Raw genomic sequence first — 19,609 nt, forward strand, 5'->3', positions numbered from 1 at the left:
ATTTATAATAACAAAAACTGACACATAACGTGCCAGCTTTTACTTTATATCACTTATTTTTATACGGCAATTAGCTGTTTTGCTAAAGCCACTTCAATGGATTCATCATCAGAATTAAGTATATCTAATCCCGATTCAGGCATATCCCCTGAAGTACTTTGTGAAACCGCTATTTTTTTTGCCATTAATTTTAAACAGCTTGTTTGTGCTGAATTTTCATAGCCCAAATAAATCACTTTTACATCATTTTTCTGGCCAATTCTGAACGAACGTTTTGCTGCTTGTTGCAATGTGTAAACATTAAAACCAGTTTGCAAGAAAATAATGGTCGGAAAATCGAGTAAATCAAGACCTGTTTTAACAAGTTCTGGATTTGTTATGACAATATCATAATCTTTATCCACTTTGTCTAAGATCCAATCCTCCCTCTTTTCTGGCGACACATTTGATTTTAATATAGCTGTTTTTAAACCAGCTTGTTCTAAAATAAGCTTAAGCCGTCCAGTTATGTCTCGAGTACCAGTATAAGTTGCATATACTAATACTTTACGACCATCTGTTTTTTCAGCTAAACAATGTTCAACTAAAGATTGCTCTTTTGGCGAACATTCAATAAAACTATCACCCTCATCACCACTAAATACAGATGGCACAAAAGCCAGCTTATCTCGTGTTCTTGGATGAGTGACTGTTTCTGCTCTAAAACAGCAGTCAGGCCATGCAAGTAAGGTATTGAGTACAACACCAAGTAATGTTGTATCTCTTTTCACTAATGCACTTCTCAACTCACTCTTAAGTTTATTCGATAAATCATCGTAATAACTTCTTTGCTCATATGACATTGGAATATCAATATACTCTTCAGTATAATTCGGGAGAATATTATCACCAATATCTTTAAGCTTTAGAAATACTGTATACGGTAATACATATCGTAAAATACCCTTTGGTCCAAAACCTGGAGCTTTTTGTGTTCGATGAGAAATCTGATTACCTTTTGCTGTTTTATGACTATTTCCATGCCTTTCCGTATATAGGTCTTTAATGATTCCATGATCTCGCATAAACTCCATTGCTGCGGTACCAAGTGAACCTCTGCTATTCGGTTTATAACCGTCTTCAATCATCTTAGACGTTAATACACGAAAAAGTAAAAAAAATAGGTCATCTGCATATCCTCCCATAAGAGTACCAGTTAAAAGTAAAATCTTTTTAACTTGGCTAGCAAGCACCCCCATGGCCTGCCCTTGTGCAGAGCCTTGATTTTTATACTCATGACCTTCATCAACAATCAATAAATCAAAAAATCCTTGTGGTAAATATCTTTTGATAAATTCGGTAGCTTGATAAGCACCTTCGCCAAAACCAAATTCAAGTTTAGCTAAAGCTTTTTCCATTCTTATTGCTTGTCTGTCAGTAAAAATAAACTCACCATTTTCATTCATAAGATTAACAAAATCTGATGCATTATCCGCAAGCAGATCAGATAGAAAATCGTCACCAAATTTATTAATTAGAGATTCAGCTTTCACTGGCCCAACTGTCGGAATTTGACACATCGATTTTTTAACTCTGTCTCTAAAACTAGAATTCGAGTTATTTAATGGTCTAATCAAAGTCCATAAAGCACTGCCACAATTCACACAAGTTGTTCGATGTTCTTTCAAAACAAAATCGCTAAAAAGAATTAACTCCCCATCGTCATCACGACAAAAATTATAACAGTCGGGACAAGCAGCACAGTCTTTTTTTATGTATTTTGTTTTAACTTCCCCACGTTCATGAATATTTTGCTTTTGGTAAATAGGTTTTGATTTCAGTGCATGTTTCCAGTGGTATCCCATTCGCATTCGAACACGTCCTAAAACGTAAAATTCAGGCACATTAGATGTAATACCTAACTTAAGCTCTTGCCTCAATTTTAATAGCTTCACAAGTGTATCTGAGCCATTTAAAACCCATACTCTTGCACCTGGTATCGTTTCTAAAATTTCTCGTCGCCATTTATATACAAGATGAGGTGGCGAAATTATCAGATTACGTCGATACTGGGCTTCATAGTGAAGTACTGCTGCCACAGCAATTGCCATCATTGTCTTTCCTGTTCCCATCTCAGCGTTGATAATCGCTGCTGGTTCATTCTGATCTAATAACAATTTTGTAACAGCCTGTACAACATTAGCTTGTTCACTAAATGGTTTACGTTTTAACTGTTCCATAATTGATTGTCGTTCAAATGACATATCATCCTCGCTGTAAACTGGAGGATTAGATGCATTCAAACTATCCAATAATGAATCTTTAAATTCATTAATAAAACTATTTAAATCAATTTGTGTATTTAATGTTACTTGTTCCATTTTTAATCCTTAGAAAAAAAGGGATACAAGCTCCACAAGGGATTGTATCCCTTATGGGTTAATGTTTAAATTAATATAGATTTAATATTCATTTGGCAGCATCAACGTAGTGATAAAACCTCGCTCACCATGCCATTCGGTAATAATCCATAGTTTTATATCATCAGAAAGCTTATAACTTGCAAATAAGCGGTCATTTTTTTGTCCTTGCTTTAACACTTGATCATTTAATTTTTTGTCACTATCGTCCATATCATCTCCCCAATCGCCATTTCTATAACGACTAAGAGCGCTTGAAACAGCAAGTGCCATATTAAAATCACGATCAGCTAAGCACTTAATCCCTTCTGTGGAATAAATCAATCCAGTTACAACTGAGCAGGATTGATTATCTTCAACATGTGTACCATTTTCATCCAATTCATCCAATTCATCAACTTCGTTAATTTGACTAGAAATCACCAATAACGAACCAAATGTTTCAGAATTTGGAGTGAAATCAAATGCCTTAATTGAAGGAACAAATTTATCGGTCAAAATTGTTTTTGATTCAACAATAAAGCCCTCATCATCCAAAGTATTTTCAACACTTTTTGACTTTGATTTGTAAGTATCACCTTTAATGATATAAGTTTTACCTGTATTGGATTTTACAATACCATTGATTTCACCAGCAGCTAGTGCTAACGATAAATGCCAATCCGACATTTTACACAACGGTTTGCGTTTGCGTTCACAACATTTTTTGAAAAAAAGATTAAAGTCATTCCATAGTCCACCTATCTTTTGAACTTCCTGACCTAACTCTTCATCAGTAAATGATAGTTTATAGAAAGATTTAACTTCACTTTCTGGCTCAGGAATTTGATACATCGGCTTATTTGTAACAGCTATCTCATCAGGAACAATTTCTCCTTCAAAAATAGCTTCAAATTTTGCCTTCATATCATTTTTTTCCTGAAGTGCTATATCATTTTGTCGAACCTTTCTTCCTAAAATAACAATCTGCTTGAATTGTTTATCACAAGCTGTAAATATTGAAATATCAGTGAACTGACTTGCAATCCAATTTGAAAGCATCTCATCAAGCTGAGTAAACGGAATTATTAATACTAAAATACCGTTATACTGAAGCGACGGGATCGTAAAACGATAGAATATTTTCTCTAGTCGTTTGTAGTCTTTCTGATAATTTGTAATTGCTCCATTATGTTCACTAGTTAAATCTCCATATGGTGGATTTAAGAATAATAAACCAAAGGAATTAGGTGAAATAACGGTATCAAATAAGTCACTTCTTAACAAAACATCACAATATTTTTGGGCTAGTTCTGCTCGATGTCGATTGTATTCAATACCATATAGTTTTGCTTTATGACTAAGTGAATACGCAATATTACTTGCTGCTCGAGCTTCACCAACACAAGGATCTAAAACTCGAATAGCAGTATCAGTTCTTACAAAATGGCTAATAATTGCATTTGTTGTAGCATCATCCGTTGGATAATAGCCATTTTTAGCAAAATTATGCGCCACTCTCGGCGATATAAGTGCAACCATAAATACTCCCTATGATTATGATAAAGTTAAAATACCATCACGAATTTTTTGGCTCATGATTTGAGTTAATATTGTGTCGTTTACAATGATTGTTGTTGCATCAATATCACCAACAATTGCTTTATGTTCTTTAATCATTCCTTGTTGTTTAGCAATCGACACAATTTCGTCAGCCCAATGTTCTAAAATGGGTACAGATGAAAGTGTTTTAATTGCATCAAAGTAACGATTATGTCTAGTGGAAACATCTTCTATCTTATAAATAGAGATCATTGAATTTGAATCACGGTTTGGCTCAATAATGCGTTTATCAAAAATAAAAGCATGAATCAACGAACCAAATAACGTTTTAGTTACTTTCAATGTGCGCTTTGCATAATACTTTCCTTCAGCTAAAAACACTCGATGATGATTTAACTTAATATCCGTTAAACCATGTGTAGTTGTTTCGCCAATCGTAAGTTTTGCAAAGAGTTCCTGCATTGCGGTATCTTTCCCCCATACTGATAAAAAAATCAGTTCGGAGTCATTATTCGCAATACAACAATCACATTTCAAATCTGGAATATCTTGTAATGTAAGAATGTTACTCATTAAAGTTTCTCCTTAAATCAATATAAGGAGAAACGATCTCTAGGAAGACCTGTTTCTCCCCAGAGATAGATAAGTTAAGTTAAAATTGTTCTGGCAATTTATTCCAACATTGGCTTTTATAGTCAAAATGGTAACCAAGTTCGATTAAACGTTTTTTCTGGGAACGTATTTTTAAGCGATCCTCCGTTGAATCTAGTTTAACTTGATCACCTATCGGCCATAAAATACCAAACAGTTCAGCATCACCTGAACCTGAGGTAGCCATAGTTTCTTCATGTTGATGTTCAGTATTAACTTTCTGAACTTCAGATGACTCAGTCTGACAAATAGGGTCTTCTGATACATGTATTTTTTCCGAATCTGCTTCATCTAATTTGGATGAATTAACCAGATCCATATCTTCAATATACGCACAACATTCAATAACAACACGATTGCCATAACTATATGAAGAAGATTTGATTTGTTTAATCACAAACGACCCTTCATATTTTCCAGCTTCATACTGATCCAATAATTTATTATCTTTTAAAGAAAATTCACCAATGGATGTAAAAAGCTTGGCGACATTGAAATTGCCATATTTACCCGTTCTTGTTGTAATGACTAATTCACCAGGTATTGAAATCATATTAATGCTCCAGTATAAAAAGTAAAAATAAAAACCAACTACTTTATGCGTAATAAAGTAAGCTGGTTTAAATGAAATAGGAAAACTATTTTTGTAGTTGATGATAATTTCTAACTTGAGTTCGCCATTCGTGATTTACTTCAAAATTAGCTAATTCAAGGTAATTAAGTGGACATGAATAATAAGGAGGAAAAGATAATTCACAATAATATGAATAGCTCCAAGCCTCGTCAATTTGTCTGATCAAATTACATTTTATGTAACGGTATTTACCTGCCAGTAAAATGTTTCGATAATCGTTTATGACATTAAATTCAATTAATGACCATAATATGGTTACTCCATGAATATAGTCATTACAAACATGAAATTGCAATGTTTTTTCTTCATAATGTTCACTATAAACAGGAGCAATTAATGAATTAATTAACTCAGATTTAGTATGAATATTATGCTCTGAATACCATCTCATAATAATAAACCTCCTCAAACAAAATCAGGAGATATCACTCAAGAGGAGTGAAAATCCCCCTCCTGGTTGACACATTAAAATTAAGACTTATGTAAGTATTCTTGAATGATTGAACTTAATGATACATCATCAGGTATAGTTGCTTCACAATTGATTAAAGCAAGGAAATATTCTGTCGAAAGAAGTATGTATTCGTTAGTTAACATGGATATTCTCCTAATTAAAAGTTGAATAAAAAAGGAGAATACTTTCCACAGGAGAAAATATTCCCCTATGGGTAAAAGATAAAAACAATTAATTACTTATTAAAATAATTTTCTTGTTTTATTTTGGATCTCATTTTTTTCTAATGAGGCATGAGTTAGTTCTCGTTGTTGCACCAATGCTGGAAGTAAGTCATTGTATTCCTCAATTCTTAGCATTCGAATATCTTTCAATGAAGGTGTAAACCAACTAAACTTTTGTCCCAATTGTTGAACGGCTAAAACACAAGTTACTGCATTAATACTACTATTACCAAAATACACAGATCCTTGCTTCCATTCAAAACCAAGCTTTTTTAACTCATCTCTAACTTCTTTATAAGCATTAGTATATGCACCAGGATAATAGTGCTCTAACCTGCTAGTATCGAAGTCAAAAGTAATTGCATAAGACATTGAGTATTCCTCAATATGTGAATGTGATAGTCTATAAAAACTCAACATCAAACAGATGTTACCAACCTACGAAAGTAGTGAGTTTGTTGGCTGTTAGTGTGTGATCACCTTAAAAAAGGAACATACCATTTTACTGGCTATGTCTGAGAATTAACGATCATCTTCTCGTTGTTTGTTACTAAAAAAGTAACTAAAACTAGTTTCATTATAATGCAAATGATTCACTAAATTCAATATTAAATTTAAAATCAACAACTAGTTATGCTATGCCCTTTTTATTTTTAGCCTTTTCAGCCTTTTCAAGGTAGGGCCATTCCCATTATGGCCCATTACCATTAATAACCTTTACCTTTTTTCCTTACCCTTTTACCCTTTGTTTTTGCCATTTAAGTATTTAGCATTGACACAAAGCAAAATATATTTTATATATAAAGGCTAAATTTTAATCAGAGGCATAAAAATGGAAAATAAAGATAAGTCAACACAATCTGACACAAACCATAAAATGCTGTTTAATAGCGACGGATTTGAATTATTTATAAAAATTTTATCAGTTTCTGTAACATTTATATTGTTTATATTCAAAGGCATACTCTACGTATTACCGTTTTTTTTGGAAACAACACCAGATGAAGAAAGAAGAAAGAAAAGAAGAAGAAATGAAATATCTTATTACGATGATGAAGGTCATGCTTACACAAGCGATGGCGATAGAATGTGGTGATAAAAGAAAAGGTTATTATAAATAATAAGCTAATTAAGCAGAGACATAAAAATAGAAAATAAGGATAAGTCAACACAATCTATTTTAAATAACTGGCATTTAATCTAATGCCAGTTATTTTGACACAACTTATCTAATTCCCTTTAACTATTTTTTCCCTTTTGTTGCAACTTTCATTGCAATGTCTTTTCCTTGTTTAGCCTTACTTATTCCATCTTCTCCTGCCTCTTGCATTTTACTTGAATTTTTATTCATAAAACTCTCTAGTCCTGAACTAACTTTAAACCCAGCCCACGACAAACTTGCAAGTAAAATCAAAGGAAACCCAATAAACACAAATGACGTAATAATATCAACTAACGATTTATTAATATTCCATCTATCTGACATAAAATGAATAGCATTATTTTCATACATAATATTAATCAGTCTAGAATCTAGAAAACGTGCCAGTTCCCAGACAAATGTTAAAAATATCAATGAAAACAGGACAAATGTTAGCGTGATTATCGTCTTCGGTTCAAATCCCCCAATTAAACTAATGATAGGTAATAAAATAATAATAGACATTATTAATATCGATTGAATCATGGGTGCTGCTTGTCGCAACGCATCAATTTCAATAAAGTTCGACATAGAAGAAAAAAATGCCCCGACTGACGCAATTGAACTGCCAACTTGCTCAGATATCGATGGATCCCTATTTTCGTAGTCAACAAACAGATAATCTGAGCTCTGTAACATTTTTTTGGGATTTAAAACTGAACGTAAAACAATTTCATTCAGCTCTTCTTTACTGTTTGTCAACCATTCCCAAAACGAAAATTTATTAATGTTTGGATTTAAATTACCTGTTTTTGATTTTTCATTAGACTCGATCTTAATCTGCTGATTAATATCAGCAATCAGTGCTTTTTTTAAGCCATTTTTACTGTCACTCCACCACGCTTTACATGAAGGATAGCCAGTATTACCTTCTCCTGGTGTTAATCCAACATCTCGTTGTTCATCATATGGCCAGCGATGTTGCGGAGTTTGAGCTCTAAACGAATCATAATATCCTGGTGTATTTAAATAGTATGACGATCCTGGCCATGTCACATCACTAATTAAATCATCAGGTAATTTAGACAACTCAGTACTTAATTTGTTAAACGAAGGATTGAAACAAAATGAATAAAATTCATTAGCTTCTTTTTTCAAAATTGGATCTTTTACTGCTAGCTCTGAAATTGTTGTACGAATCTCTCGTAAATCCGTATTACACGGTAATGTCGTAACTACAGATTGCGTGAAGCCTGAAGATAACGAATGAACAAAATACCACCAAATAGGAACATAAATTTGTTGTCCATTAAATAAAATACTATTTTTTTTAAATGATGACGATTCTGGAGATATTTCAGCGTATGAACATTCCATTTTCTGTCGAGTAATTTTTCCGTTATCGATAGCTGCTGAAAATCCGCTGTGCTCATAGTGTAATACACGAATATCAAGAGGGATTGACGGATAACATGCAAAGAAAATGACAACCATGCTAATATAAATGTACGTTTCCAATCTAGTCAGAATAACGTTTGCATGCTTACCTTTTAATTCTCCATCCTCCATAACATTTATCGTGATGCTAAGCATTTTGAATATAAAAGGGACAATAAAAAGACCAGAAGATGATATAATGCTCCATATTCCGTTATTTACCAACCATGCTAGTGACAATGTCACATAATCAAAAAAACTCATTGCAGACATATATCATTACCCCATTTTAATAAATAGCATCACTTCATTAAAACAAATTAAAGCAACACATAACATGCTAATTCTAAAAACTAATCTGTTGTAATATATCTTTTTTTCAGTTGTTACTACTTTTGTCTTTATCATTTTTTTTAGTTTTAATAAAAGAAAACCAGTAAAACAATAAATACACAAACGCATTACAAGAAAAAAAAAGTAATAGCTACTCAAAAATACATTAATAGAAGCAATTTTACGTTCTGTTAATGAAAAAACAGATAATATGCAACAAATTAATCCAAGTAAAAAAATAAGAGAAATTGCAAGTTTAATAATTTTTTTCTTATTCATATTTAACTCGCTATTTATTTGCGTCAAAAGATTCATGATTATCGATATGCAAAATAGCGCCTTGCTGTCTTTGCTGCTTTCGTTCTTGTATGACAGATAAAGTATTGCCTGCAATGGATTTACGCATATCGTACTCTAATTTAATTTGATTCAGCTCCATATCCAGTTCACCTATCTGGTCCAAAATTGTAGACTGTACTGGTTCATTTTTAGCAACATTTGGCTCTTTACGGCCTGCCAACATGATACGTCGCGCCATCATCGCTTCTTCAATAGTCCTAGACAACGCCATTTCACTCGCTAAACGTTTCACTAGTACAACACGCTCATTATCTTCTCTCAATGTTTCAATGACACTTCGAGTGACACTTACAGAGCTACCTTCTAGTGCCTCTAATTCCGCTTTGCTAATAGGCTTTGTACCATTTACTAAATCAACCAACTTTTTATAATAAAATTCGTAGTATTCTTCGGTTTTAGGGCTTAAACCAGTTCCTGGCTTACCTGTATCATTGCCGTTTTGATTTTCACTATCAGTTACCATGGTGCGCTCACCAACCACATCAGTTAGCCACACTTGTGCCTCACTAGGTTTATTCCATGTTTTATAAACCCCCCCTTTATTTTTTGCATCACCAACGGGAGTTGTATCCGTAACGTTTCGATTTATTAATGAGTTATAGCCAGCTAAAGCAACATCACTGGTTATCTTAATCGGATCTTGTCCTTTCCCTCCCCTTTTCACTCCCCCAACCCATGAAATACCGTTTTTCCCTGCATCACTATCAATTTGTTTATCAGCTCGAATAGCATCAACTTTCTTTCCATTTAACATCTCGGCCATATTTTCGGCTTTAGCTACTTGAACCAAACTTGCAGAATCTGTGTAATCAGCCATTTTTCCAGCAAGTTGCTTACAGCTTGTCTTAATGTCTGAATAATCTAATTTTGCTTGTAACACACCATTTGTTAACAAATCGTACAGTTGAGGATTAGCTCGTTGTATAACTAGGGCTGGTAAACTTGCAACTGCGCCTTTGGCGTTGTTAACAACTTCACTCATAATATTGTTAAACCCCTCTGTTACACCATTTAGTTGATTAGAGATTGTTGAGCTAATATCAAAATTACCGCACATCATAGAGTTCCATTTGCCCGTATTCATAATGGATTTGGGTTTATCAAATGTATATGTAGATCCTTTTACCGAACCACCGCCGATACGATAATAAAGACTATCAGATATCCCGCCAGTTGAATTAGCATAACTATAGGAGCTAATTGTCAATAATAATGCTGTTATAGTCATTGTTGTTTTCTTTGCCATGATCATCCCCCAAAATCGATACTGTATAAAAATTTTTGCCCACGTCTCTTACAACATGCATAAGGTCTCCACAAAGCATAAACATAGGCTCCATCAACGCTCGCTGTATCATTAATATTTGGAAAAATACCGCATGACATATTTAATGTTGGAGCCAATTCTTGCCATTTATGATTTTTTGTATTTTCTTTAACAGGAGCTGGTGGCCAAAATCCATCTTTTTTACGCTTAGTGTAATTTTGAACGACATGCAATGAATTACTATTTGTTAATACATCAGCACCTCGTTGAACAACCACCGCTCCTGCCTTGAAGTCGTCATTTTGAGTAACAGCCCCAGCTCTTGGATAAATGTTTCCCCACATATCGGATGAATTACCAATTTCTCTTTTACCTGGTATTAATGCCTCTGGGTATACAGATTCAACAAGTGCTAATCGCCATGCAATAAAATCAAGTTCACTCACAAAATAAGGATAAAATGGCGTTACCCCGTTATTACAATAGTAGCCCATGCCTGATAGCATTTGAGAGAAAACAGCCCCACCAGGGTGGCCGATTGCTTGAACATCTTTAAAACGAATTTTTGTTCGATTATTTGCTTGACGATTATTTGTATCTCCCCCTCCTTGAATATTTGACCCAACTAATGAACTTGCTGATGAGGTAATAGTGTTAATTTCAGTCCACGGATTTTCAAATGGGTGTTCATATGCTGACATAACAACATCGGGGATGTAATGCTTTACTTTTACAGATGTACGAATTTTGCAACCGTAAGAACAAAACAGCCAAAAACAGGTTCCAGCAATTTTATATTCAGTACAACTAGTTGAGAGAGCTGATCGAACTATTTGTTGAGTACTAATAGATGTTGCAAAACTCGGCATAGTAATTATGAGTCCAAGTAAACTACATTTTATTTTTTTTATCATCGTTTATCCTCATTACCCATAAAATCATTAACTGCACGTGCAACATCTGTTATTCCGTAAATCACATTTTTTTCATTAATAACAATCGCAGGATATTTTTTAACACCGAGATAAAATGCTTTTGTAATTGTCTTTTGAGCTTCAATTATTTGAGCTTCATGCGTTTTCCATTCTGGTAAATTTAATTTTTTTTCAACAACTGAATAAGCTTCATCAATATCACTCGATAACTCACCAAAAAATGAATTTAAAAGTACTTCAGTGCTATCTAGATCATATATTTGACAATTATCATGACAATTTTTAACTCGACTTGCTTGCTCATGATTCACAAAAACATCAATACTATAAATATCTGCCCCAATACTTTGAAAACTTACAAATACAATCAGTCCTAATATACGTTTCATGCATCAGCTACCTCTGTTAAAGCCATCAAATTTTTAATCAGCAAAAAGGCATCTATCCAGTCAACAACATTGATACATAGCCGTTTCCCTGTTTCAATATCAGCTAATTGTGGCCAATGAATTTTGTTCAAATTAGGATTGCATGACACCTCAATTAAACAGGCTGATTTTTTGCCTTCGAAAGCGATTAAAGCATATTGCTGATACAATATTCCAAATTCTGTAGGATCATCTGCAGGTATACGGCATAAACGTAATTTAGTCGAAATTATTGCCCCAATTTTTCCTAATAATTCAGAGCAGAATTGTTCAAAACCTTTACTGTGTTCAATATTAATATTTGATTTTTTTAATGAAGTAGCATTAAATAAAAAATTATTATCGTTCATTATAAATCCTCATATTGTCGTGTAATACCTCGAACTTCATCTAATTTTTCAGATACTTTAATGGCAGCATCAAGCTCACTGATATTAAACTCATTCATCAGTTTCATTCTCTCCGCTTTTTCATCTTTCTCTGTCATAGCTAGAGCTAAGAAAAGGCTTGGTGGAACAATTCTGAAAAGGCATTCCACATTTTTTGATAACACAACGCCTTCCGTGTACTGACGAGCAGCTTTACAAGCAGACGTGATCATTGAAATTTGTTCATCTGTTAATGCTTTAAAACGACGTATTTTCTCTGCTTCAGATGATTCTGTTACTAACATTTCCCACCACTCAATCATTGACAATAATTTTGAAGCTGCGTCGGGAAAATCTTCCATGTTTTGGGTGGCTAACCACAACCATACTCCCAGTTTACGCCACATTTTTGACGCTTTTGTTAAGTATGCTGCTGTTAGTGGTTTTACAGTAATAATATGTGACTCATCGGTAATATTAACGATAGCTCTGGCTTGGTGCTGATATTGTTCGCCCATATTGTTGATATGATTAATAAGAGAAATATACGCAATTGATAATTGAGCTTCATAACCCTCCCTTGCAAAAGTTGCCAAATCGACATGAATGACATCAACATCTGGCCATGGTGTGCCTTGTTTATTAAATATTTCACCTTCAAATCCTTGAGTGAACATACTTAATGATTCACCCATTTCATATGCTTTTGCACGCCTAGCTTCAGGTAAATGAGTATCTTTGCTTAAGGTAAACAATGCCTCTTGAACATCACTGGGAACAGCTTGCCGTCTTTCATCATAAGCAACTTGAGCAGCCATAACTATAGCTTGTCTAATCATTGCTCTATCTGAACGACGAAGTAATTCATCTTCCCGTTCTTCCCCTCCCGTGATCATTAGACGTATAGAAATTTCTATTTCACCGAGTACATCTCGTTGTGCATCATCTTCCTCATTTTGTTCTAGTGCTTCATTAACAATGTCATCGCTCAAATTGTTTTCATCAATTTCAAACTGAATATCCTTATTTTGTAAAATTAAATGAGAATCAGCTAAAGGATTAAGCACTACACCACTTCCAGGCTTTAAACTTACTCGATGAACACTGACTCCAAGTCGCTCCATAAAATCAACAAGAAGACCAAAAGAATTACCTGTTTCGACAATAATTGTTCTAGGCCGATACATAGCAACAAGCTGTGCTATTTCGATATTCAGTGTTGCTGATTTACCTGCTCCCGTTGGCCCTAAAATAAGCTTGTGACCATTTTGTGCTTTATCGACCATTGGATCGTAACTCAACGGCTCTCCACCGCGGTTAAAAAATGTCACACCAGAATTACCTGTTCCACTGCTTCTTCCAAGAACAGGTAATAAATTGGCTAAATGCTTGCACCAATTAAATTTAACATACAGTCGTTTTATGTCATTTTGAGGGTTATAATTCATAGGTAACCATCTTAAAAATGACGATGCTGGAGCAACTTCATTAGCTTCAGCTACTGTGACAAGTCCATTATTATTAAGTACTGAACTCAGCCCCTGTATTTTACGTTTCAATCCACCGATACTTGAATCTTTCACATAAAATGCAATAGAGCTGTAATACATTTTTTCTCGTTGCCTGATATACTCCATTGCTTCGTCACAATCTTCCTTGACAGACAATGATTCAGCATTCTCACCGATGGCTTTACCTCGAACAAAATTGATATGGTCTTCTAGCTTATCTTGAGGATGAGTTACAATTGTCAAACTCATCATTGTTGATTCAGGCAATACATCAAAAAGCGCATTTATTCCATCGGCTTTACTTGTCTCGCCTGTAATATGACCAATTTTGGGTGGTGTTTTTAATCGATCCACCATAACAACAGCATGCGGTATATTATCAAAATGCCAGTAACCCTCTTTAATCTCTGGTTCACTGTAGAAAAGGCTTTCGGCAAAATCATTAATGATCGGCAGTTCATCAGCCTGTTTTTGATCATCCATTAATTGCTTAATAAAGTCTTTTTTACCTTGTAAAGGTGCTGGATTAAATATTTGAGCTAACCACCTAGAAACCTCATTCTTCCCCAATCTCTTGACAGCAATTCCCGCTCCTTTCAACGCAAGTATCAAATTGTTACAAACAATATCTAGCTTTTCTTGTGCATTTAAATCTTCACGTTCTTTTGGTCCGATATACCGATATACAACTAACCTCGTTTTCCGAACCTTTCCTCTCCATGGTGTTTTTGTCACTGTGTTATCAAAAAAAAGGCCATCACTTTTAGTGATACTATCTAAATGATATTCCATAATATCTAGCCATTTTTTTGTAAATTCAGTGCCCTGAGCGTGAGGTCTAGGATATTGTTTTAATAAAGAGATATAATCTTGTAAATTATCTTCATCTTGACAAAAATATTGTATAACCCATGGGTTCATATCTCGTTCATCAAAAGAGTCCTCAATACTATTTGTTACAATATCACTTATTGCACGAAGTTTAGATGTTGGTTTTGCTTCAGTGCCGTAAGGTGTAATTTCAAAAACAGCACCTACAGATCGACCATCTTCTAATAAAATTGAATTATGCTCTTCATCAAACTCAATCCACGGTAAATAATCAATAATTGATTTTTTGCCATTATTGGCATAAAGAAAGTTTTTTTTATGACTATGAGTCAAATTTCCTTTGCGTTTCGGTCTTTTCTCTTGAACTTTTTTTTGTGAAACTTTTTTCTTACCAAATAACTTCATTAGTAATTCTCCACCCTCTCACCTGGCATTGCATATTGCACTTCCGCATAAAATGGAAGTACGGTTGAATAACCGGGAACTGGAACTTTTCCGTCACTCAAATGAGGATAGACATACATGACTAAATCGGGATTTGGTAATCGTTGAAAAAGATTATTAATTTCTTGTTCTGCTGTTCGTGTATGCGTTACCACTTCAACATTTTGCGTTAAATTATCAACTTCTCTCCTAAGTTGAAGTCGATTATCAAACAATTGAGAAGCTCCCCCTCCCGATTTTTTATTGTAAATATCACTCATCGTCTCACTACTATGTGGAAACATTTTTTCTTTTGAAGTACTACAACCAGATAATAAAAATAGAGCTGTGCCAAAAGTTAATAAAAATATTGTTATTTTTCGTTTCTGTTTCATTAATCAAGCCCTCCCATTTTTTTAGTATTCATCTCATAATCAACAAGTCTGCCCTCAAATAAATAATCAATTTGCAGCTCCTTGCTAATGTGAATGGCAATTTCTTTACCTGGAGGGACATAAACAGCATCAAAAGTTTGACCGTAACGTTTATTTAACCAATCAATTGTCTGATTAATTCCGCCACTCAGCCCCTTACCTAAAACATATTGGCCGTTATTTCCTGTCACTGCATTGGTAACATTTGAGCCATCTGTTACAACAGTAGTATTTTGTTGTGCCATTGCATCTGCAGCAGCAGCTGCTGTACCTAGACCTATTACAGTTGATAAATATTGGCTCGCATTAGATTTGATTTCTCCCGAAACACAGGGAATACCGTATTCGTCAGATAACCACCCAATACTTTCATCTTTGCTATTTTTTGATGAATCGGGGATCGTTATAATTCGCCCATCATCAAAAACAAATGTAATTGATTTAACGTTGCCTCTTACACAAGATAGAACGTAATCACCAGAGGCTGTCCCAGAAACAATCGCCCCCTCAATATGTGGTAATTCAATTCCATTTGAGATTAAATTATCTCGACCAATAACAGCTTTAAACGGGTACGGATCAGATACAACACCATCAATGGGAACTCGACCTAGCAATGATGTCATTGAAACAGAGCCTGTTAACGTTGAATTGGCGGGTACTGTATAAAATGGTTGACGATCTTTTTCATTTTTTCGTTCACCAATAGGCTGATTGATACTCTCTTTATGGTCTTTTAGTTTTGAACGAATAGGATCGCTACCAAAGCTAGTCGGAAACTGAAATCCCGTCGTATTTTTACCTTTATTGCTACTAACAATTTGGTCAGCTGGATTAATCCATTGAATTTCATCATCATTAGTCATATCAACTTTACTACTTGTTTGCCCTCTCCCAATTGGAATTGAAACTGGTTTGGAATCAGCTGTTTCACTAGATATAGGGGATCTTGAAGCTAATTGATTAAGCTTATCTGTTAGAATTGAAACTTTTTTTTCTAGCTCAGTAGGCTCATTAGATTTTGAATCATTTGATGGTGGCTCTATCTTATACTGTGGTACTCTTGTCTTTTTCAAATTTTCATTTTCGGATTTTAACTTTTTCAGTTCACTTACTATATCCGCTTGATCCTTTTTTAGAGTCTTAACTAGCGTCACTAACGTCTGAACGGTATCTTTTTCCGTATCACCCGTAATGCCGAGCACAGATAAATCTTCTTCATTTAAATCAGCTATTTCAACTATTTCATCACTTGATGAAGATTCATTTTTTTTATTTTTATTTGCAATGACTACAATAAAAATTCCAACTAATATTACTCCACCAACGATAAGAGGTAACAGCTTATTTCCTTTAATTGTCGCCATATTATTCCTCTCTTAACTCAGGTAAAAATGCATTGATTACTTTACCTTTAGTAACAATATAAAGCATTGTTGTATCTGTCGGATCACCATTAGGGCCTAATGTGTTGTGTTGAAATGTTGCAGAATAAAAGTTGCCTTGTAACAATCTTGCATCTAAATTGACATGATTTTTACTCTGATTAACTAATTTAATTGCGACAACTTCATAATTTTTTAAACGCCACACTGATTTTGGCTCAGCACTGATAGGAAGCTGTGGTACCAGCCTAGTTAATAATGGGGGTAATGACATAGAAATTTGTTTAATACCAGGTACTTTTTCAATTGCACGCAATGGAGCATAATAATTTTGTGCAGCATATCTAGTAAGCAAAACGGGAGTTGGTAATACCTGCTCAGTATAATTTTCTTCTGCTTTTTTTAAATTAGCTTCACTTTCATTATCGGTCGTGATTTTAATTGTTTCTAATTTCTTTTTGGATGGTCCATTTCCCGTCAGATCAACTAAAATAATTTCACCTGTTTCAAGATCTTTTAGCATTAATCGAGTTTCAGTAAATGGCGCATTGCTTTTTAAATATATAACACCTCCTAGACTTTGTACTCGAAGCTTATCTTGTAATGATCCAGGTAATCCGACTGATATATTTCTTTCTAAAATCACCATTCTTTCATCATTTTGATTAATAGTAATTTTAATAGGTGTTCTGTCCCATGTAATTAATTCAACAGCAATAGCATTATTGATTGACGATACAAAAATAAATAATGTTATGATTAGTTGAGAAAGTTTTATAATCATCTTATTATTCATTGTGTTCTCCTGTAGACGAAGTGAGTCTTAACGGTTGACTTGCATAGCAATTAAGCTTTAAACCCCAGGGATTTTCTTCTGGATTTGTATCACTCTTAACAACACTAATCGGATAACGAACCAGCGCTCGTTTAACCGCTTCCCCTTTGTAATATTCATCAATGTATAAATCGAATGTCACAATCCATGCTTTATCTGATAAAATTTTTACTCGATGCTCAAGTTGATTTGTTTCGTAATTTTTAATTCCTGAATTAATGCCCCTGCCATCTATTTCAGCAATGTTTCGAGCCCGTTCTCTTAGTTCACCACCCTGCCTTCTTTCCTCATATTCATTCAATAACTGTGATTTACATTGAGGTGTCAAAAACGGAGTAAGCGTATTGATGTTACGTTTATAATCAACTTCACCATTCGTTGGCCAGTTATGTAGTTGCTGAAAAATATAAAATGCAAATCCATAAATGTTACTTGGATCTATATCTGACCAAAGCCTAGTACTACCTGAACGAGTATCAGGAGGAATATGAATAGTCAAATGTTTAGGCGCTGACCGCCAGCCCCAGGTTATGGCTAAAATAATTACAAGCAATACAATAATCACAAATCTCAGTGATTGGATGTGTTTATCTCGCCCTGTAAGTGCGTGTAAATATTTCATTTGTTTTTTACCTTATTGTTTTTTCGTCTAACGATAAATTCTTGATCATTAAAAATTAGATTATTTCCATTGAATCCTTTTTTAGCAAAAAACAAATCAATAGACCGTGCAAACCAGGTTTCTGGTTTACCTCGCTTTAATTTAGTAATCTTATTTCCACCAAAAAAAAGGGTTGGCAATGGCATGAAAACGATCGCTGAGGGAATTAACACCCAGCGACCAAATAAGATAAATAAGATAATTCCGAACAAACCACCAATAATTGCACCAACCCCTACCATCAACGATATTTCACGGACTGTCATGCCCTTATAGACTACAGGCATACGGTTGAGACGGTCAGGAAGCATATCAATGTCATTCTCTTTCATCTTATTTACCTTTCTATTAATCTTGCAGTGTTTCAGCCGCCAATGTTGCAAGCCAAATACAAGCGACAACTAATACAATACCTATAACAACTAAAGTGCCTAGCTTTGCCCAAGACCCTTTCCCTTCACCGATATTGTTATACTCAACGATGATATTTTTTGCTGCAACAATAAAAACACCGCCAACGATAATCAATCCGCCAAAAACGAAGCCGTCATATATATATGCTTGCATATTTGCTAAAAATCCGCTTTTTTTCCCTTGTGTGGGATCATCTATTTTCGGCATTTTTGCCAACGCATTTTGTCCCCATAAAGCTAAAGACAGTAATATTAGGTTTATAGACATCTTATTATTTTTTACTTGAAATAATTTTTTTGTATTTTTGAACATGAATTTTTTCTCCTTAAACATTTTTATCGAAAATAAATAAAAGATCCCAGTATTAATAAAAACACAACAGCCCGAATAATGATTGACGGCAAATCATCAACTTTGATACTTTCATCACCGACCCCCTTCAAAAGACATAAAATAATGATAGCAATTAAAAATAGCCCTACAGCAAAACATATCGCACCGAAAAAATTAAATGAGTCATCCATTGTAAATGTTGCACCATCTTTAAAAGCCTTATAAGTTTTTTCGCTGATATCATTCATTTTGATATTCACCTTCAATCACTGGAAAGTTAAGCGTACGAGGTTGAGATCTTGTCGGGGATATGTAGCTTTCGATACCGTGCATAACATGATCAATATCATTTTGTATTGCTTTATAATTAAAATGATAACGTTCTGATTGCTCGGTTCCTGAAACAATCTCGCTTTTTAGTAACGATTGCTTAACTTGTTTAAGTTGTTTTAACACTAATGCGAGTTCTTCTTTTTCATTTGCGACACTCAAATTAGAGCTTAACAATAAAGATAAACCAACTATTGAAAGAATTATGTTAGGATGCTTTCGCATATTTTTTCTCCAGTTTTAAACTGGATTTCTACTATAATGATTAATATGCGAAAA

21 protein-coding genes are annotated in these 19,609 nt (G+C 34.2%); 1 reads left to right on the plus strand and 20 read right to left on the minus strand.

Annotated elements, in window-relative coordinates:
- Positions 1 to 59: 59 nt before the first annotated feature.
- From ACGH80_RS09795 to ACGH80_RS09820, 6 genes are all read right to left on the minus strand, one after another.
- Positions 60 to 2,360 (minus strand): SNF2-related protein, encoded by a 2,301-nt coding sequence (locus ACGH80_RS09795; protein WP_411579521.1) that lies wholly within the window; start codon positions 2,358 to 2,360, stop codon positions 60 to 62.
- 81 nt (positions 2,361 to 2,441) lie between these two features.
- Positions 2,442 to 3,920 carry a DUF6094 domain-containing protein gene (locus tag ACGH80_RS09800; RefSeq protein ID WP_411579519.1) on the minus strand — a complete coding sequence of 493 codons (1,479 nt, stop codon included), beginning with the start codon at positions 3,918 to 3,920 and terminating at the stop codon, positions 2,442 to 2,444.
- A gap of 15 nt (positions 3,921 to 3,935) precedes the next feature.
- Positions 3,936 to 4,514 (minus strand): hypothetical protein, encoded by a 579-nt coding sequence (locus ACGH80_RS09805; protein WP_174798352.1) that lies wholly within the window; start codon positions 4,512 to 4,514, stop codon positions 3,936 to 3,938.
- 79 nt (positions 4,515 to 4,593) lie between these two features.
- The gene (locus ACGH80_RS09810) at positions 4,594 to 5,145 is read right to left on the minus strand and encodes a DUF3275 family protein (RefSeq protein ID WP_160430877.1); all 552 of its coding nucleotides are present in this window, start codon (positions 5,143 to 5,145) and stop codon (positions 4,594 to 4,596) included.
- Positions 5,146 to 5,230: 85 nt separating this feature from the next.
- Positions 5,231 to 5,617 (minus strand): hypothetical protein, encoded by a 387-nt coding sequence (locus tag ACGH80_RS09815; protein WP_174798353.1) that lies wholly within the window; start codon positions 5,615 to 5,617, stop codon positions 5,231 to 5,233.
- A gap of 305 nt (positions 5,618 to 5,922) precedes the next feature.
- The gene (locus ACGH80_RS09820; RefSeq protein WP_065590133.1) at positions 5,923 to 6,276 is read right to left on the minus strand and encodes a hypothetical protein; all 354 of its coding nucleotides are present in this window, start codon (positions 6,274 to 6,276) and stop codon (positions 5,923 to 5,925) included.
- 460 nt (positions 6,277 to 6,736) lie between these two features.
- Here ACGH80_RS09820 and ACGH80_RS09825 point away from each other — a divergent pair, with 460 nt between their 5' ends.
- Positions 6,737 to 7,000, plus strand: a complete 264-nt coding sequence (locus ACGH80_RS09825) for a hypothetical protein (protein ID WP_411579517.1) — start codon at positions 6,737 to 6,739, stop codon at positions 6,998 to 7,000.
- Positions 7,001 to 7,147: 147 nt separating this feature from the next.
- On the opposite strand, the gene ACGH80_RS09830 is transcribed toward ACGH80_RS09825, so the two are convergent.
- The 14 genes from ACGH80_RS09830 to ACGH80_RS09895 form a co-directional block, all read right to left on the minus strand.
- Positions 7,148 to 8,755, minus strand: a complete 1,608-nt coding sequence (locus tag ACGH80_RS09830; protein ID WP_411579515.1) for a conjugal transfer protein TraG N-terminal domain-containing protein — start codon at positions 8,753 to 8,755, stop codon at positions 7,148 to 7,150.
- A gap of 349 nt (positions 8,756 to 9,104) precedes the next feature.
- Positions 9,105 to 10,421, minus strand: a complete 1,317-nt coding sequence (locus ACGH80_RS09835; RefSeq protein WP_174798356.1) for an integrating conjugative element protein — start codon at positions 10,419 to 10,421, stop codon at positions 9,105 to 9,107.
- Positions 10,422 to 10,423: 2 nt separating this feature from the next.
- Positions 10,424 to 11,356, minus strand: a complete 933-nt coding sequence (locus ACGH80_RS09840) for a TIGR03756 family integrating conjugative element protein (RefSeq protein WP_174798357.1) — start codon at positions 11,354 to 11,356, stop codon at positions 10,424 to 10,426.
- On the minus strand, positions 11,353 to 11,766 hold the full coding sequence (locus tag ACGH80_RS09845) for a TIGR03757 family integrating conjugative element protein (RefSeq protein ID WP_174798358.1): 414 nt from the start codon (positions 11,764 to 11,766) through the stop codon (positions 11,353 to 11,355). The genes ACGH80_RS09840 and ACGH80_RS09845 overlap by 4 nt, the downstream gene beginning before the upstream one ends.
- A complete protein-coding gene (locus ACGH80_RS09850; protein WP_174798359.1) occupies positions 11,763 to 12,155 on the minus strand; it encodes a hypothetical protein in 393 nt (130 codons plus the stop codon). Before ACGH80_RS09850 ends, ACGH80_RS09845 begins: the two co-directional genes overlap by 4 nt.
- Positions 12,155 to 14,920, minus strand: coding sequence for a conjugative transfer ATPase (locus ACGH80_RS09855; protein ID WP_411579513.1), 2,766 nt, complete (start codon positions 14,918 to 14,920; stop codon positions 12,155 to 12,157). The genes ACGH80_RS09850 and ACGH80_RS09855 overlap by 1 nt, the downstream gene beginning before the upstream one ends.
- Positions 14,920 to 15,333, minus strand: coding sequence for a TIGR03751 family conjugal transfer lipoprotein (locus ACGH80_RS09860; protein WP_411579511.1), 414 nt, complete (start codon positions 15,331 to 15,333; stop codon positions 14,920 to 14,922). The genes ACGH80_RS09855 and ACGH80_RS09860 overlap by 1 nt, the downstream gene beginning before the upstream one ends.
- Positions 15,333 to 16,739 (minus strand): TIGR03752 family integrating conjugative element protein, encoded by a 1,407-nt coding sequence (locus tag ACGH80_RS09865; RefSeq protein WP_411579510.1) that lies wholly within the window; start codon positions 16,737 to 16,739, stop codon positions 15,333 to 15,335. Before ACGH80_RS09865 ends, ACGH80_RS09860 begins: the two co-directional genes overlap by 1 nt.
- 1 nt (position 16,740) lies before the next feature.
- Positions 16,741 to 17,553: a TIGR03749 family integrating conjugative element protein gene (locus ACGH80_RS09870; RefSeq protein ID WP_411579508.1), complete on the minus strand. Its 813-nt coding sequence runs from the start codon at positions 17,551 to 17,553 to the stop codon at positions 16,741 to 16,743.
- The gene (locus ACGH80_RS09875) at positions 17,546 to 18,214 is read right to left on the minus strand and encodes a PFL_4703 family integrating conjugative element protein (protein ID WP_411579506.1); all 669 of its coding nucleotides are present in this window, start codon (positions 18,212 to 18,214) and stop codon (positions 17,546 to 17,548) included. The genes ACGH80_RS09870 and ACGH80_RS09875 overlap by 8 nt, the downstream gene beginning before the upstream one ends.
- Positions 18,211 to 18,585: a TIGR03750 family conjugal transfer protein gene (locus tag ACGH80_RS09880; protein WP_174798365.1), complete on the minus strand. Its 375-nt coding sequence runs from the start codon at positions 18,583 to 18,585 to the stop codon at positions 18,211 to 18,213. The genes ACGH80_RS09875 and ACGH80_RS09880 overlap by 4 nt, the downstream gene beginning before the upstream one ends.
- A 16-nt stretch (positions 18,586 to 18,601) precedes the next feature.
- Positions 18,602 to 18,979, minus strand: coding sequence for a TIGR03745 family integrating conjugative element membrane protein (locus tag ACGH80_RS09885; protein WP_174798366.1), 378 nt, complete (start codon positions 18,977 to 18,979; stop codon positions 18,602 to 18,604).
- A gap of 23 nt (positions 18,980 to 19,002) precedes the next feature.
- Positions 19,003 to 19,248, minus strand: coding sequence for a hypothetical protein (locus tag ACGH80_RS09890; RefSeq protein ID WP_411579505.1), 246 nt, complete (start codon positions 19,246 to 19,248; stop codon positions 19,003 to 19,005).
- Entirely contained in the window at positions 19,241 to 19,555 is a 315-nt protein-coding gene (locus ACGH80_RS09895) for an RAQPRD family integrative conjugative element protein (RefSeq protein WP_411579504.1), read from the minus strand. Before ACGH80_RS09895 ends, ACGH80_RS09890 begins: the two co-directional genes overlap by 8 nt.
- Positions 19,556 to 19,609: the final 54 nt, after the last annotated feature.

This window comes from Gilliamella sp. BG1 (genome assembly GCF_046635625.1).
Lineage (GTDB): Bacteria > Pseudomonadota > Gammaproteobacteria > Enterobacterales > Orbaceae > Gilliamella > Gilliamella bombi.